This window comes from Saccharopolyspora sp. NPDC049426 (genome assembly GCF_040676935.1).
Classification (GTDB): domain Bacteria; phylum Actinomycetota; class Actinomycetes; order Mycobacteriales; family Pseudonocardiaceae; genus Saccharopolyspora.
Genome location: NZ_JBFAPZ010000007.1, coordinates 186887 through 201445, shown reverse-complemented (window position 1 = coordinate 201445; position 14559 = coordinate 186887). Strand labels below are relative to the sequence as shown.

17 protein-coding genes and 1 pseudogene are annotated in these 14559 nt (G+C 66.7%); 13 read left to right on the top strand and 5 right to left on the bottom strand.

Annotation, left to right across the window (positions count from 1 at the left end; genetic code table 11):
• Window positions 1–5 precede the first annotated feature (5 nt).
• Window positions 6–170, top strand: coding sequence for a hypothetical protein (locus AB0J78_RS17360; protein WP_363790068.1), 165 nt, complete (start codon window positions 6–8; stop codon window positions 168–170).
• A 183-nt stretch (window positions 171–353) separates the two neighbouring features.
• On the opposite strand, the gene AB0J78_RS17355 is transcribed toward AB0J78_RS17360, so the two are convergent.
• Window positions 354–1007, bottom strand: coding sequence for a hypothetical protein (locus tag AB0J78_RS17355; protein ID WP_363790066.1), 654 nt, complete (start codon window positions 1005–1007; stop codon window positions 354–356).
• A 176-nt stretch (window positions 1008–1183) separates the two neighbouring features.
• Here AB0J78_RS17355 and AB0J78_RS17350 point away from each other — a divergent pair, with 176 nt between their 5' ends.
• From AB0J78_RS17350 to AB0J78_RS17330, 5 genes and pseudogenes are all read left to right on the top strand, one after another.
• A complete protein-coding gene (locus AB0J78_RS17350; RefSeq protein WP_363790064.1) occupies window positions 1184–1870 on the top strand; it encodes a response regulator transcription factor in 687 nt (228 codons plus the stop codon).
• A gap of 766 nt (window positions 1871–2636) precedes the next feature.
• Window positions 2637–3632, top strand: a complete 996-nt coding sequence (locus AB0J78_RS17345; protein ID WP_363790062.1) for a TerC/Alx family metal homeostasis membrane protein — start codon at window positions 2637–2639, stop codon at window positions 3630–3632.
• A 2-nt stretch (window positions 3633–3634) separates the two neighbouring features.
• Window positions 3635–3763 (top strand): hypothetical protein, encoded by a 129-nt coding sequence (locus AB0J78_RS17340; RefSeq protein WP_363790060.1) that lies wholly within the window; start codon window positions 3635–3637, stop codon window positions 3761–3763.
• Between the two features lie 129 nt (window positions 3764–3892).
• Entirely contained in the window at window positions 3893–4198 is a 306-nt protein-coding gene (locus AB0J78_RS17335; protein ID WP_363790058.1) for a hypothetical protein, read from the top strand.
• A gap of 133 nt (window positions 4199–4331) precedes the next feature.
• Window positions 4332–4850, top strand: a pseudogene (locus tag AB0J78_RS17330) (Sua5/YciO/YrdC/YwlC family protein); the annotation flags it as partial.
• Here AB0J78_RS17330 and AB0J78_RS17325 read toward each other — a convergent pair.
• Complete coding sequence (locus AB0J78_RS17325) at window positions 4829–4999, bottom strand: carbonic anhydrase (RefSeq protein ID WP_363790439.1); 171 nt, start codon at window positions 4997–4999, stop codon at window positions 4829–4831. The pseudogene AB0J78_RS17330 and the gene AB0J78_RS17325 overlap by 22 nt on opposite strands.
• 374 nt (window positions 5000–5373) lie before the next feature.
• On the opposite strand from AB0J78_RS17325, the gene AB0J78_RS17320 reads away from it, so the two are divergent.
• The 4 genes from AB0J78_RS17320 (at window position 5374) to AB0J78_RS17305 (ending at window position 8571) form a co-directional block, all read left to right on the top strand.
• Entirely contained in the window at window positions 5374–5832 is a 459-nt protein-coding gene (locus AB0J78_RS17320; RefSeq protein ID WP_363790056.1) for a hypothetical protein, read from the top strand.
• 1043 nt (window positions 5833–6875) lie between these two features.
• On the top strand, window positions 6876–7079 hold the full coding sequence (locus AB0J78_RS17315; protein WP_363790054.1) for a cold-shock protein: 204 nt from the start codon (window positions 6876–6878) through the stop codon (window positions 7077–7079).
• A gap of 605 nt (window positions 7080–7684) precedes the next feature.
• Complete coding sequence (locus AB0J78_RS17310) at window positions 7685–7834, top strand: hypothetical protein (RefSeq protein WP_363790052.1); 150 nt, start codon at window positions 7685–7687, stop codon at window positions 7832–7834.
• 47 nt (window positions 7835–7881) lie between these two features.
• Window positions 7882–8571: a hemolysin III family protein gene (locus AB0J78_RS17305; protein WP_363790050.1), complete on the top strand. Its 690-nt coding sequence runs from the start codon at window positions 7882–7884 to the stop codon at window positions 8569–8571.
• Between the two features lie 256 nt (window positions 8572–8827).
• On the opposite strand, the gene AB0J78_RS17300 is transcribed toward AB0J78_RS17305, so the two are convergent.
• Window positions 8828–9166 carry a helix-turn-helix domain-containing protein gene (locus AB0J78_RS17300; RefSeq protein ID WP_363790048.1) on the bottom strand — a complete coding sequence of 113 codons (339 nt, stop codon included), beginning with the start codon at window positions 9164–9166 and terminating at the stop codon, window positions 8828–8830.
• Between the two features lie 482 nt (window positions 9167–9648).
• Between AB0J78_RS17300 and AB0J78_RS17295 the strand changes: the two genes are divergently transcribed.
• A complete protein-coding gene (locus AB0J78_RS17295; RefSeq protein WP_363790046.1) occupies window positions 9649–9819 on the top strand; it encodes a hypothetical protein in 171 nt (56 codons plus the stop codon).
• A 264-nt stretch (window positions 9820–10083) separates the two neighbouring features.
• On the opposite strand, the gene AB0J78_RS17290 is transcribed toward AB0J78_RS17295, so the two are convergent.
• The gene (locus AB0J78_RS17290; protein ID WP_363790044.1) at window positions 10084–10551 is read right to left on the bottom strand and encodes a MarR family transcriptional regulator; all 468 of its coding nucleotides are present in this window, start codon (window positions 10549–10551) and stop codon (window positions 10084–10086) included.
• Between the two features lie 119 nt (window positions 10552–10670).
• On the opposite strand from AB0J78_RS17290, the gene AB0J78_RS17285 reads away from it, so the two are divergent.
• Both AB0J78_RS17285 and AB0J78_RS17280 read left to right on the top strand, forming a co-directional pair.
• Entirely contained in the window at window positions 10671–11873 is a 1203-nt protein-coding gene (locus AB0J78_RS17285; RefSeq protein WP_363790042.1) for a PP2C family protein-serine/threonine phosphatase, read from the top strand.
• A 188-nt stretch (window positions 11874–12061) separates the two neighbouring features.
• A complete protein-coding gene (locus AB0J78_RS17280; protein WP_363790040.1) occupies window positions 12062–12508 on the top strand; it encodes an STAS domain-containing protein in 447 nt (148 codons plus the stop codon).
• 7 nt (window positions 12509–12515) lie between these two features.
• On the opposite strand, the gene AB0J78_RS17275 is transcribed toward AB0J78_RS17280, so the two are convergent.
• Window positions 12516–14543 (bottom strand): hypothetical protein, encoded by a 2028-nt coding sequence (locus AB0J78_RS17275; protein WP_363790038.1) that lies wholly within the window; start codon window positions 14541–14543, stop codon window positions 12516–12518.
• Window positions 14544–14559 lie beyond the last annotated feature (16 nt).

Sequence of the window (14559 nt, the reverse complement as noted above, 5' to 3'; positions counted from 1 at the left end):
AGGACATGCTGGACAACACCAGTCTGTCCGGACTGCCTAGCGCGTTGTTCACCGTCGGTTCCGCCGCCGCAGCGATCCTGGTCGGGCGCACCTCGCAGCGTCTGGGCCGCCGTTCCGGGCTCGCAGCCGGATACGCGGCCGAAGCTGTCGGAAGCCTCGGAGTCGTCTAGCCGCCGTCACGGGAAGCGTGCTTCTGCTATTCCTCGTGCTCTTCGTCTATGGCGCGGGAACGGCCACCAACCTCCAGGCCCGGTATGTCGGCGCCGACCTCGCATCGCCCGCGCACCGAGGCCGGGCGGTGAGTACGGTCCTGGTGGCCACCACCGTGGGCGCAGTTGCCGGCCCGAACTTGGTCACCGCGACCGGCCAGTTAGCAGCTTCGGAACCTGCGAGGCAACCATCGTCAGCAGCGTCGCCGCCATCAGCGGCACCATCGCCGTGCCCAGCGCGTTGGCGGTCTTCTGGCCGGCCCGGCGGCGGGCGGCCCAGGCTTGGGTGAGCCAGGCCAGGGTGAGCGGGATTACGATCAGCATCAGGAACGCCTCGATGAACGGCCCGGGTTCGACGATGTCCGCCAGTTCCAACCCTAGGAATAGGTAGAGGTATCCCGGCGGCAGCAGCATTTGGGCGAGCAGCATCAGCGGGGTCGCGGCCATGAGCCGCTGGCCGCTGCCGCCGGCCAGGGAGCTGAACACGATCACGTAGTCGACGCAGGGGGTCAGCAGTACCAACAGCACGCCCATCCGCATGGCCTGGTCGGCGGGCAGGAAGACGAACATCGCGGCGACGACCAGCGGCACGACCACGAAGTTGACCACTAGCGCGGCGGTCAAGAACCGGCCGGCCCGCAGGGAGCGGGCTAGCTCAGCGGCAGGTACCTGCAGGAACGTCACGTACAGCAAAGCCGCCAGCACAGGGTTGATTGCCTGTTCCAAGCCTGGCCCAAGCGCAGGGGCGGCCCAGTCGACCACGGCACCGATGCCCATCGCCGCCACGTAGACGGCCACCTGGTGTCGCTCCATGCCGGACACCAATCCCTGTGCTTTCTTACCTGGTGCGCGTGCGATCGGTGATGCCGTTTCCGCTTCATGAAACAAGAAATTCACGTACGTGCACTCAAAGTGGGCGAAATATAAGGCGGACTTATCGGGCCGAACAGTGATGTCACGTTGGGGTCCTTGGGTTGAAGCACGTACTGATCGTCGAAGACGAGAGGTCGATTGCGCTGCGGCTGCAGCAAAGTCTGCGTGCTGAGGGTTTCGGTGCGACGATCGTCAGTGACGGCGAGCGGGCCCGAGATTGCGCGCTTTCCGGCGCTTACGATCTGCTCGTGCTCGACATCGGTTTACCGACGATGGACGGGTTCACCGTGTTGAGTCAACTGCGCGAGGCCAGCAGCCGCATGCCGATCATTGTTCTGACCGCCCGCAGCGGTGTCGCGGACACCGTCGCCGGTCTCGAAGGTGGTGCTGACGACTACGTCGGCAAACCGTTCCGCATGCAGGAGCTCCTCGCCCGCATCAGACTCCGCTTCCGGGATGGCGAAAACGCTCACCTCCTTCGCTGTGGTGAGCTTGCGCTCGACCTGCGCACCCGCCAGCTTCACGTCGATGGTCGAATCGTGGACCTGACCACTCGCGAGTTCGCGCTTGCGGAAATCTTCATGCGCAACCCCGGCACGGTGCTGACCCGTGAGCAGCTCATCGCCGCCGCCTGGAGCGATGACGTCCAGCCGGCGTCCAACGTCATCGACGTCTACGTCCGCTACCTCCGCCGCAAGACAGGGGCCCAATGGATCAGCACAGTCCGAGGTAAGGGCTACCGCTTGGACGACAGCACAAGCCGGCTTCCGACCGATTCTCGCGGCTGACACGGGGCAGCTCAGGCGAAGCGGACGCTCGGTCGTGAAGATCAAATGGAAAACTGCAGAGCACGATCTCGGTAACCGTGGGCGGCGGGTCAACGTCATCGACTGGCCCGACGTCACAGGCTGGAGAACACGCGCTCGCAGCGCCAGCGGTCTGTGAACCGGCCAGCGTTGTGGCGCGGTGCGGAGCACCTCACCGCGCAAAGAAGTGGGTGCGGGCGCCCCCCGACGGCCACCCGCACCCTCTCCTGATCCCGGCAAGGCCCCCGACGCCGTGCCAGAGCCACGCAAGGCCTGGCCTCCCAGGTCTGCGTGGCTTCGGTAGCTTGAGCACTACTGTTCGGTAGCACCAGGGCCTTTAGGCCTGGCCGTGGTTAAGAGCTGTGGTTGTACATTAGGGCCCCAGTCGGTGGTGGAAAGCCTGGCGCGCTTGCCACCCGGAGGAACTTGGTGAGGTACCGGCAATGCTTGTGGGGTTTTCGGCTGCCCGCAGCATCGAATTCGTAGGGCCCTCACTGCCGGTCTCGTGGTGGTGATCGGTCTGTGCTGCCGCGGACGGGGAACGTCGCCGTACTCATGTGCGGGTGCCGGTGGCGCCGGTTGCCCAGTGCATCTGGACTCGTGTGCCGGTTTTGGTGGGGCGCACGATGGTTTCGTCGGCGAGCATGTGGATCAGCGTCAACACGGACAACCTGGGTGTCCCCGGCAGGCCGCTCGGACAGCAGGGCGAAGGAGACCCCGAACCGCCATTTGCTGTTCGGGAGTGGTCATGCCCAGTCATGTGATCGCGACTGCTGAGCCGTCGGAGGGCTCTGCCTGGATTTGGGCGATCAGCATCGCCGTCCTGCTGGGTCTGCTGGCCCTTGATTTCGCCATCACCCGCAAACCCCACGAGGTCCGAATCCGGGAGGCTCTCGGCTGGTCGGTGTTCTACGTCGTCTTACCGCTGCTGTTCGCTCTGATGCTGTGGGCCTGGTACGGCGGGACTCCGGCTCTGGAGTTCTTCACCGGGTACGTGGTCGAGAAATCCCTGTCGGTCGACAACCTGTTCGTGTTCATGATGCTGTTGGTCGGCTTCGCCGTTCCTCCCGCGCTGCAGCAGCGCGTGCTGTTGTACGGCATCGTTGGGGCGCTGGTGCTGCGTGGCATCTTCATCGCCTTGGGCGCCGCCCTGCTGCAGGCGGGCACCTGGGCTTTCCTGGTGTTCGGCGCGATCTTGTTCGTCACCGCCGCCAAGATCCTGCGCGAGGCCCTGGCCGGCACCGCCTTCGACCGCGACGTTTCCCAGCTGAGATCGGCGCGCTTCCTGCGCCGGCTGATGCCCGTCACCGACGACTACCACGGGCCGCGGCTCACGGTGCGCGAGGCCGGTCGGCGGGCGCTGACGCCGTTCGCCGTCGTGGTCGTGGCGGTGTTCGCCACCGACGTGGTCTTCGCCGTCGACTCGGTACCCGCCGTCTACGGGATCACCGAGGACCCGTACCTGGTGTTCGCCACCAACGCCTTCGCCCTGCTCGGGCTGCGCGCCCTGTACTTCGTCCTGCACACCGCGCTGGCCAAGCTCACCCACCTCAACCACGGCCTGGCGATCATCCTCGGGCTCATCGGTCTCAAGCTGGTGCTGCACTGGGCCCACGGGATCTGGCCCGCAGTCCCGGAGATCCCCACGCCGATCTTGCTGGTGGTCATCGTGCTCGTCCTCGCGACGGTCACCCTGACCAGCCTCTACGCCCGCCGCTCCAAACACGTCGAACCCAGGAGCTGATCATGCTCACCATCTCTGCGATCGAGGCGATCGCCACCGTGATGGTGCTGACCGCGCTCGTGATCACCTGCGCGGTCCTGTCCTCCGCCCGCCCACCCCGCGGACTCCACCACCACAGCCGGCTCCGCTGAACCGCACGGGCGCCCGTCCGATGCCGTGGCGGTCCTGGGTTGTCGCCCGGAGATGGACCTGGAGGTCGTCGGGACGAGACGCTGGGTCGCGGGCATAGGATTGATTGCGGCAGTGATAGGGGGCCGCTCATGGCCGAGTTCAATCACATCACCTGGGAAGACCTCAACCATCTCACCCGGGGCCAGCAACTGGACCGCCTTGAAGCTGAGCAGGCGTACTGGTCGCATCAGGAAAAAGGCGGCTTCACCGACGCCAACCGGGCCAGGCGTGAGGAGTTCAGCCGGATCCTTCGAGCCGTGTGCAATCCAGCTGACCCGGCCGACCCGGTGGATCACACCGCAGCGTGGTTGGCGGGTGAATGCTCCACCGACACCTCCTACTGGGATCAGATACCTAGGCACCGGGTCACTGCACGGCGCAGGCGTCGCCGGTGATCAACGCGCGGCTGCCCCTGGGAAGTGGTTAGTCTTCGGCGTTTTGGATCAGCCAGGGCATATTGCCCGGTTCTCTGCGTCCGGGTAAGTAGGCGTTGAGCAAGCGGCGTGCTGCTTCTGGTCGTGAGCGGCGGTGAGACCGACACCTGTCGCCCCCTTTCACTGCGGCAACGTAGCAGACTGGCACGAGGGATGCGGTCAAATCCACTGTCCGACAGGCGTTGAGCTCTGTGACAGCGCCAGCGGTGATGACGGCCCGGATGGCAGGACGGCCTCGCCTCGACCTGTCGACCGGCTTCGACGGGGTACTGGGGGTGGGCAGTACGGTTGTTCTCGGTGGAGGCGAGGTCCTCCGCAATTGGCCGGGTGCCTGTGTGCCGGGCGGGTCGGTTGGACTGGAGGACGATCTGGAGAGTGGGGGGTGAGAGGAGTGGCGGAAGTGGCGGCGACATCCCGTGATATCGAGGCGGCGGCCGGTGTGTTGCGTGCCGGAGGGTTGGTGGCCTTCCCGACCGAAACCGTCTACGGGCTGGGTGCCAACGCCGAGGACGGCGCTGCGGTCGCGCGTACGTTCCAGGTAAAAGGCCGTCCGGCTTCTTACCCGCTGATCGTCCACATCGGCGGAGCCGATCAGCTGGGGGACTGGGTCGAGCACGTGCCCGCGACGGCGCGGTTGCTGGCCGAACGCTTCTGGCCGGGGCCGTTGACGACGTGGCCCGCCGTGCGCACCACGAACAAGTCACCGAGGCCCTGATCGAAAATGATCTCAGTGGCCAGCCGGGAGTCGGAACATCCGAACATCACGGCGAACGGGCGCTGGGCCGATGCGAGTTCGGCTCGACGAGTGGAGTCTTGATTCGGATGCTCCGGCGCACCGGCCACGGAACGACGGTTACCGGCAAGCAGCTGATCGAAGGCTTCTTTGGGGCTCGGGAACGTGCTCTCGGTCATGGTCGCAGCCTAGGACAAGCCCGTCACCGTACGGCTGACTAGTCTGAGGCCTCCAGCGTTATCGTTGCAGCTATTGGCTGCCGGCATGGTCTAAGGGAGGGCCGCCAGTGAGCGCCGTCCACCTTGTGAGACAGCAAGCCGGACTTACCCGGCGGCGTACCCTAATCGAACGATTCGGCCTGAGCGCAGCATCGCGAGGCTGCAGCTAGCCGGCGGAGGGGCATATGACTGAAGCTGAAAATGCAGGTCTTGACGCACTGCTATTGGACGTCGCACAACGGTTCGAAGAGCAAGGTTTCGCCGACGAGGCTCGTCACCTGCGTCGCTCACTGGCATACCTTCGCGACGCTTGGTCCGGAGCCGATGCCTTCATTGACCCGAACCTCGCGCTGGTCATCATTCGCGACTCAGCGCAGAACCTGCTCGAAGTCATGGACCGCAGCGACCGCATCAACGCTGAACGAGTTTGCCTAACTGCGGTCATATTGTGGGGCCACACGCCTGAGAGCGTAACCAGCGACCTCCTAGGCGGTGTAGCGCGCGTGACCTTGCTGGTTAGGACGCAATCTGGAATATCCCACCACGTGCTCCTTCGCTGTGTGAGTCATCTCGCTCGTTGGGCCCTGTGGATCACAACCAAGGATTGGCCCGGTTCGGAGCGAAGGGAACGGTCAAACTCCTGACGGGTGATCGGGTCGCACTCGTCTGTCCCATCGCTCTATCGCTGGGACGGCGGTAGGACACGACTGAGTCGTGATCGGCCCGGTAGCAGAAGAGGGTTGCCGATCTTCTTCCGTTCGTCGTCGGGTCTGTGGGGTCGATCGGTGTAGCTGATCCTGACGCGTCGAGTGCGTTCAGTAGGAACTGGCGGTCGAGCTTCCCTGATGGGCTGTACGCGGATTGGCTCCTGGGGCGGTCTCTACTGTCGTGGGAGCGGAAATTTGGGAGGATTTTGGGAGGATGGATGTGCGTCGAACTGCACTCAACCGGATATGAGGGGCCGCAACAGCGTTGTCGCCACCTGGGAGTTCTCGATTTTCCCAGGTAAGCCGAATGTGGGTGTCTACTTTGACACGGTAGAGGTCACTGGTTCAATCCCAGTATCGCGCACCCACTCTTCATGCAGGCCAGAAGCCCTGTCGGCGTTGTCGTTGACAGGGCTTCTCGTTGTTCGGGCCGGGGTTCGACCGTGAGATGCGCGCTCTGATTCTGCGGCTTCGTTGTTCACTGACCGGCATTTTCAGCGGTCGGTATGGCGCTGAGCTGGGTTTCGTGGGCGGTTTCAGTTCTTCGGTCGCGGATAGTTTCGAGGTCGGTGCCGCCGGCGAGCATCCCAGGAGCCCCGCCAGTCTGAGTTCTGCGGATCGCTCTGAGGGCCTTGGTTCGGTTCGATCTGGTCGTGCACAGCGCCGTGCGGTACCACCGCGGGCAGTCCTATGTGGACTCAGCACGTCGGGTCTTCCGGCTGACTGACGCGGTCGTCGCGGCCTTGGCAGAGCTGGGAGCTCGGTCGGTGGGGGTGGTCAAGGTCCCTGGTGGCGTGTAGGGTCCTGGGCGGTCGTTGTTTCTGGGTTCGTGTTTCGCGCATGCTCGCAGGATGTTGATGCGGGCGAGCTGCTGTCTTTGGTGTAGCTGGAGTTGAGCCGCCGTCTGAGATCCCCCGGCCCGGGGCGCCGCGCGGTGTGGTGACCCGTGATACCTCCCAGCTCCCGAATTGGAGACGCACATGACTCAGGGAACCGTGAAGTGGTTCAACCCGGAGAAGGGCTTTGGCTTCATCGCTCCGGATGAGGGCGGGCCGGACGTGTTCGTGCACTACTCGGCCATCGATGGCCGGGGCTTCCGCAGCCTGGAGGAGAACCAGCAGGTGGCCTTCGACGTCACCCAGGGCCCCAAGGGCGCCCAGGCCGAGCTCGTCCGCGCGGTCTGAGACCTCGCTGAACTGCTCTCCGGCCCGTGCGGTGCGCGGGCCGGGAGTGGCGGTTTTCTTTGGCACAGCTCCCACTTCCGTTGTTGTTGTGGTTGAGGCGTGCACCAACTCCCGTCTCTCTGCGGCCTGAGTCGTCACGAACTCGGCCTGTTTGCGGCCGTCCGTCAAACCCGCACGGCTGCACCTTGAGCGTCTTCGAGTACCTCGCTGCCCCGGTTGAGCCGAGTCTGTTCTCGTAGCCTCGGGTTTCAGGATTCGCTCGCGCTCGCTCCGCCGCGTCAGGATGGCAGGTCCGCGTGTGTTGGGCTCAGCATCGCGGGCTGGATGTCCCGCTGAGCGCAACATCTTCCAGCGCTCCTCGCTGTGGGGCCGGGTGCTCGTCATCGCCAGCGTTGCAAGCCGCCTGGACGCTCGTAACCCGCCTGCCGAGGGCGGAATCATCACCTCGTCTGCTGACACATCCGTCCTGAAAGGACATCAGTATGAACGTCACTGCTCAGAAACACCCTGCGGTTCGTCCTCGTGTCACCGCTTTCAGCGCAGAAGGCCGCGACTCGCTGCGGCGGAAGCGCACGTTCCCGGAGACGTCTGGGAACCGCTCCGGCGTGTTGAGGTTGGTCGCACCCATCTCGTTCCTGGAACCCGACACGGCCTGCGGCACGCCCGAAGAACTCCCGCGACGAGCGAATCGCAGCGACGAGACCATGCACGCACTCCGCACCCCGTTCGCCGTCAGCACGACCGGGGACCAGTGATCAAACGCATTACCACTGCGCGGCAAGATCATTCGTATCATGTTGACATGAGCGAAGTTCTGACAACGCGTCGCGCTCATGCTTCGGTCAAGCCCCGAATGCGGGGATGGATTCACCTGGCTAGTGCCATCGGGTTCGCCGCCTCGGGCACGGTGCTCATCGCACTGGCCGCCACCGGCCTCCCGGCCGCAGTTGTGGCTGTGGCGACCTACGTGGCCGGAGTGCTCGGCCTGTTCGGTGTCAGCGCGGTTTATCACCTCGTCACGTGGCGCTCCGAGCGCGTCCGGACGTGGATGCGGCGATTGGATCACTCGATGATCTTCCTGTTGATCGCGGGCACCTACACCCCGATCGGCTTGCTGGCGTTGCCTCCGGAGACCGGACGCATCGTCCTGGGCGTGGTGTGGATCGGGGCTATTGCCGGCATGCTGCTCAAGCTGGCCTGGCCCCACGCGCCTCGGTGGTTCGGCGTGCCGCTCTACATCGCCCTCGGATGGGTCGCGGTTTTCGTCCTCGGCGACTTGATGCGCACCGCCGGCGTTGTGGGGTTGGTGCTGCTGCTGGCCGGTGGTGTCCTCTACACCGTCGGGGCCATCTGCTACGCGGCGCGCTGGCCCGATCCGTGGCCGAAGACCTTCGGCTACCACGAGGTCTTCCACACCGCCGTCGCTGCCGCGGCGATCTGCCACCACATCACCATCTGGCTGCTCCTGCCCGTCACACCCGCCTCGTCCTGAGCAGGCAGGCCGGTCGCGGGCGATTCACGACCGGATGAGGGAGCCGCGGCACGCGCTGCCGGTCCATGACGCGGCTCATCTGGCCGCCGTCGAACACCTCGGCGGCTCGTTGCCGTCCGCCGATTCGGTGCTGTTGGCCCCCCGACCGGCGCTGCGCCGTGCACAACCCGCGCGGCGAGGCGAAGCCCCAAGCGCCGGGCGGCACGGGAAGTACGTCCACGGCTGTCCTTCCGCTCCCGCGTTCGGAGGGCGGAGTTCAGCCCGTCGCGAGTTCGGAACCGTCCTGGCGACCACTGTGGTTGCGGGCTTCCTGGAGTTGGTCTTCCAAGGTGACGATGCGGCAGGCGGCGTCGAGGCCGGTGCCCTGGTCGACGAGTTCCCGGACACGGGCGGCCAGGCGCAGCTGAGAGCGGGAGTAGCGGCGGTGCCCGCCGGAGGAGCGCTGCGGCTCGATCAGTTCTGCTTCATCCAGGCTGCGCAGGAACGCCGGGGTGGTGCCGAGCATCTCGGCGGCGCGGCCCATGGTGTAGGCGGGGTAGTGCTCGTCATCGAACTTCTCATCCGCGGTCTGCGGGTCGTGGGTTTCTGGGGTCATCGGCGCCTCCGCATCAAGAGGGGCCCCGGTGCGTGTGGCACCGGGGCCCCAGGGTTGTGGGTTTCACTTCCATCAGCCGATCGTGAGATCAGCCCTTCTGTGTCCGCGTGCTCCGCACTGGAGGCGAAGACTGCGGGGATCGCGTTCGCGTAACCGAAGACCACCTTCCAATCCGATGGGGACTGCGGTACCCGCCCGGCGACTACTCAGCCGGAAGCAGGCGATCCGATGGCGTGTAACCCTTCCCTTCTCCTCTGTTTCCTGACTTGCCAATCCGCACGCGACCGTCGGCTCCGGACCGTCGTGCCTGGCTCCGGTTGTGGCTTGCCGACTGCCCTTGGTCATCTGCCGGGGCCCGTCTCCTGCTCGGCCCCCGCAGCCCTGACCGTCCTGCGCTTGCTCACGGGCAGTTCGTCATCTCCCGTGCCACTTGATGTTCTCTCTCTTGCCGCGAGCAGAAGACTACACACACTCACCGGGGAATGTCTACACCGACGATCACAGATTTCATCGATCAGGTGAAGAAGATCCGCTCACCTGCGGTTTTCGTCATGCTCGCTCCTGCAGGCACACGTCACTGGAGCGGTGAAGAACGGCTGCGCGCGACCATCATGCGTGCGCCTGGACGCCTCTCTGGTGCGGAACGGAACTGATCTGGCTGATCGCCTTGTCGGCGTCACCTGTCCCGCTGGGATGGGGCGTGACGTATGTGCTCAGCGGGTGCGGGACGTTGCCGCGTGGAGGCCGTCCGGTGCGGCGAAGCGGCGGCTGTCTACCTTTGACGCGGTAGCGGACACTTTTCGAACCCATTATCGCGCAACACTTTTCCGCAGGCCCCGTTGGCGATCGTTGCCGACGGGGATTGTCGCGCGCGAGCACGTGGGGAGGTCGCGTCCGCGGGTCGAGTCGCCCGGTGGTCAGGCGAGTTCTTCGTCCGGGAGGTCGAGTTCTGTCGCTGCTGCGTGGAAGGCGCTGAGACCGGTGAGCAGTGCGGTGCGGGTGCGCGGGGGCATGGCGCTGAGGACATCCTTGAGGTCGGCCTGGCGTTCCCGCTGGAACTGGCGGAGGAGGCGGCGGCCGTCCCGGGAGAGCTGGAGCATGACCTCGCGCCGGTCGTCGGAGCCGGCGACGCGGTCGAGGAGGCCGGCGGCCTGGAGCCGATCGCACACCCGGCTCGTCACCGACGGGATGGAACCCAGTTCGTCGGCGAGGCTCATGAGGTTGATGGAGCCGTGGCGATCCACGACGACGAGCGCCCGCAGCTGCGACGGGGAGACCTTGGGCTTGATCCGCTCGGCGCTGCGTCCCCAGACGACCATGAGAACCGTGATGCCGGCCTCGAGGTCGTCGAGTGATTCCGCGGACAGGGGATCTGGTTTGCGCACCGGAGAATCCTCCTCGCCGGGTGTATCAAGGCCGCGCACTGCGATACCGGACGTATTCTGGCACGCCAGGAGCCGAGTACGTCCGCGGTTGAGCGGACTTGGGTGAAGCCGGAGACATGGTGACCGTCGCGACACGTCTGGATTCCATCGATCGCGCGTTGCGGGCCGCGCCGGCTCACGAGCTGCCGGAAACGCTGCTGGACCTGCTGGGGAAGCACTTCGGCGTCGCAGGGCTGGAGATCTACCTGGCAGACCTGCGCCTCGCCGTCCTGGAACCGGTCATCGAACCGGAAGGCCCGGGAATTCCGCTGGTGGCGACGCTGGAAGGGCGCGTCTTCTGCGACCAGGTGTGCATCCAGCAGCCGCTCGACCACGAGGTCGCGCTGGTTCTGCCGATGACGGTGCGGGGCGACCGGTCGGGCGTCCTGTGGTTGCGGCTTCCAGGAGCGCCGGACGAGGAGGTGCGCGAAGAGCTGGCCATCGCAGCCGAACTCGTGGCCCACGCGATCGTGCTCGCCGAAGTGGCGACGGACCGCTATCAGCGCGCACGACGCCCGCAGCGCTTGACGCTCGCCGCCGAGATGCAGTGGCAGCTCCTGCCGGTGCGTTCCGTCGCCTGCGCTTCCTACCGGCTCGCCGGTCAGCTCGAACCCGCCTACGCGGTGCGGGGCGACAACTTCGACTGGGCCCAGGACTTGGACTCGCTCACCGTCGCGGTCACCAACGGCATGGGCGAGAGCACGACGGCGGCCGCGCTGACCACGCTGGCGATCACAGCGCTGCGCAACGCGCGGCGCGGCGGCGCCAACCTCGCCACCCAGGCCGCCCTCGCCGACCAGGCGGTGTGGGCCCACCACGCGGGGACGCAGCACATCTCGACCCTCCTGATGAGGATCGACCTCGCCACGGGCGAAGTCCGCGTCATCGATGCGGGCTCGCCGCGGTTGTGGCTCGTTCGCGAGAACAGCGTGGAGCGCGTCGAATTGGAGGCCCAGCTCCCGCTAGGCCTGGTCGACGGCACGGAGTACGAGGAGCAGCACCTCCAGCTGGAGCCGGGTGATCGGCTCTTCGTGCTGACCGACGGGATCTACGACGCCGTGCTCGCCGATCGCCACTACAGCACCGCCTCGCTGCGCCGAACGCTGCAGGCCAGCCGCCGACTGCCTCCCACCGAGGCCGTGCGATCGCTGCTCAGCGACCTCCGGGCCTTCCTCCAGGACAGCGACCTGGACGACGACGCCGTGGCGGTGTGCATCGACTGGATCGGGCCTCGCGGAGGCGAGCTCCCCGCAGCGGACGAGCGGAGCTGGATCCTGCTCTGATCCTCGAATCGATTGCCTCGCGGCATTGATCCGTTCCCGTGCGACGAGGTGCCGGAGGCCCGGCGTTCTCCGCGAATTTGCTTGCCACGCGGCAAGCAACCGCTAAGATCACGTGGCTCAACTTGATCGGGCTGAGGCCGCAAGGTCGGTCGGCGACGGACGCCGCCGACGCGAGGAAGGACGACAGGATGTCCCTCGGGCAGCGGGTTGCCGGAGCTCTCGGCGACGAGGCTCTGCACGACACCACCGGCAAGGCACCGGCGGCGAGCGTCCAGGTGACGTTCCCGCGGCCGGACGCGGTCGTCGCCACCGTCAGCGCACCCGTGGACCGCGACACGGTCGACCAGCTCGAGACCATGCTCTGGCCGCAGCCGACGTCTACGGCGCGGCTGGTCGTCGTGGACCTCACCGATGTGAGCGTGCTCGACGTCCCAGACCTGCAACTGCTCACCCACGCCCACATGCTCGCGCACGCTCGCGGTGGGGCGCTGCACGTCGTCGTCGCGAGCGAGGCGGTCCAGGACGCGCTGCACGCCGCCGGACTCCGCGCCCTGCTGGAGTGCCACGCCACCGTCGCCGACGCCCTCGCCGCGACGACGACGAACCCCGACGCCGTCGGCGCGCCGAGGGGCTGACCGGAGGTCAGGGATGCGGGTCCTTGGCGGCCTGCAGGCTGCCCGCGGGTAACCGCTCGGCTCCCCAGCTGCGCTCGATGTAACCGGTGATCCGCGCGATGTCCTCGGCGGGAACGCGCTCCGGCTCCATCCGTTCGAGCGGGTCGAGGTGGAAGATGTAGAGGCGGGAGGCGAACTGGTCGAACGGCAGCGACGCCTCGCCGAAGCGCTCACCGCTTCCCGCCGTGGAGACCACCACGCCGTCGCCCCAGTCCTGCCCGCTGTCGTTGTTCGGGTTGAAGAAGTAGACCCGCATGACGTCCTGCGGATCCCGCGCGACTCGCAGGATCGTGATCGCGTGCCAGCCGACGTAGCGGGCCGCGCTGTCGGTGACGGCGACGCCGGCCGGCTGCGGGTGGATCAGCGGCCGGTCGCCGTTGTAGGTGGGGTGGTAGCTGGCGTGGAACTCGCGCAGGAACGTTTCGAGGTCGATCAGGTTGCCGGTCGAGACGTCGACGTTGATGCGGAACCCGCGGGCCGCCCACCAGCCGTGGAACTCGGGGTTGACCCACCTGTGCGGGTCGCCCGGCCGGTCGGCGCAGTGCCGCCCCATCTCGGCGTAGATCCGGTCCAGGTGGGGGACGACGAGCAGCGAGACCGGGTCGAGGTCCGTCGGCAGCGAGGTGGCGACTCCGGAGGCGAGGTCCTTCGACGAGATCGGCCGGCCCTCGAAGTGCATGATGACCTCGTCGTCGCGGGCCGCCCAGACCACCATCTGCAGCAGGTAGTCCGGGTCGTTGCCGGCCCACATGGACAGCGCGCGGGCCGACTGGCAGGTCGGGTTGTCGCCCTGGCCGACGCCCAGCGGCTGGCCCAGCATCGACAGCACTCCCGCTGTCAGGCGCGCCACCGGATCCGGTTCGTCGCCGAACGCCAGGATCAGCCGCTCCCGCGCGGCCGGGGAGAGATCAAGTGCCAGCTGGCGCCAGAGCGCGGGTTCCACGGGCGGCTCGTAGAGGATGCCGCGGTCGAGCAGCAGCGCCAGCCCGTAGACGCACTGCGCGGTCTGCGGGTGCACCGCCTTCTCGACCAGCTCGTGCACCAGGTCGCTGAAGCGCAGCAGGCAGTTCCGGCCGGTGTCGGACAACCCGAGCGCTTCACCGACGAGGTAGTCGCTGTCGGACAGGACGAATCGCAGCAGCTCAGCGTGGTACGGCGACACCAGCCCGGTGTCGTGCATCGCCCGCGCGAACCCGGTGGCCTCGTACTGCAGGCCCCGGGTGTCCAGCGACTCCAGCCGGGAGCGGAAGACGTCGATGCCCGGGTCGTCCCGGCAAGCCTCGGTGGTCCCGAACAAGCTGGTGATGAGCCGGTCGATGCCCTGCCCGGACGACGCGCCCAGGTCGATGTCCGGATCGCCGCGGTAGATCGCGATCCGGGTGATCAGCGACTGCACCTGGTCGACCTGGATCGGGCGCTGGCGCAGGATTCGCCAGATCTCGTCGACCAGGTTGTCCAGCACGCTGTCGTAGCCGATCTCGTCGGCGAGGTGCCGGAACAGGTCCCGGATGAGGTGCGCGATCCGGCCCTGCCGGATCCGCTCCGCTTCGCTGGGCGAGGTGAACAGCAGCTCCAGGTTCATGGCCAGCACCTGAGTGAGGAACTGGCGGGCGTCCTCGGCGGAGATCGTCGGATGTGCGAACTCCTCGCGGGCGACGGCGAGCATCCGCAGCTCGCTGGTCACCTCCATCACGACCGTGTCCACGTCGTCGCTGCGCAGCCCGGGGCCGACCAGCGACGGGATCAGGATCTCCGGGGACGCCCAGTCGGTCCCCCGGAACAGCCCGGCTTCCTCCAGCGCCTGCGCCCTGGCCTGGACCGCTGCGGCGCCGCCCTGCTGTAGCAGCACTCGCCGCAGCGCCTCCAGAACTCGCCGCAGCTTCGCGTGCTTGCTGAAGTCGGGAGCCTCGGCCATGGCCTGGATCGCGCCGTCGAGCGAGGTCACGCGCTTGTCCAGCGTCGTGACCTGGCCCGAGGCATCGGCGGTCGGTTTCAACGGTGTCCCTCGGGTA

Coding starts and splice junctions, on each gene's coding strand:
- AB0J78_RS17360 (WP_363790068.1), top strand. CDS start 6: ATGCTGGACAACACCAGTCTGTCCGGACTGCCTAGCGCGTTGTTCACC.
- AB0J78_RS17280 (WP_363790040.1), top strand. CDS start 12,062: ATGTCCCTCGGGCAGCGGGTTGCCGGAGCTCTCGGCGACGAGGCTCTG.
- AB0J78_RS17315 (WP_363790054.1), top strand. CDS start 6,876: ATGACTCAGGGAACCGTGAAGTGGTTCAACCCGGAGAAGGGCTTTGGC.
- AB0J78_RS17295 (WP_363790046.1), top strand. CDS start 9,649: ATGTCTACACCGACGATCACAGATTTCATCGATCAGGTGAAGAAGATC.
- AB0J78_RS17340 (WP_363790060.1), top strand. CDS start 3,635: ATGCTCACCATCTCTGCGATCGAGGCGATCGCCACCGTGATGGTGCTG.
- AB0J78_RS17305 (WP_363790050.1), top strand. CDS start 7,882: ATGAGCGAAGTTCTGACAACGCGTCGCGCTCATGCTTCGGTCAAGCCC.
- AB0J78_RS17320 (WP_363790056.1), top strand. CDS start 5,374: ATGACTGAAGCTGAAAATGCAGGTCTTGACGCACTGCTATTGGACGTC.
- AB0J78_RS17345 (WP_363790062.1), top strand. CDS start 2,637: ATGCCCAGTCATGTGATCGCGACTGCTGAGCCGTCGGAGGGCTCTGCC.
- AB0J78_RS17335 (WP_363790058.1), top strand. CDS start 3,893: ATGGCCGAGTTCAATCACATCACCTGGGAAGACCTCAACCATCTCACC.
- AB0J78_RS17300 (WP_363790048.1), bottom strand. CDS start 9,166: ATGACCCCAGAAACCCACGACCCGCAGACCGCGGATGAGAAGTTCGAT.
- AB0J78_RS17325 (WP_363790439.1), bottom strand. CDS start 4,999: ATGTTCGGATGTTCCGACTCCCGGCTGGCCACTGAGATCATTTTCGAT.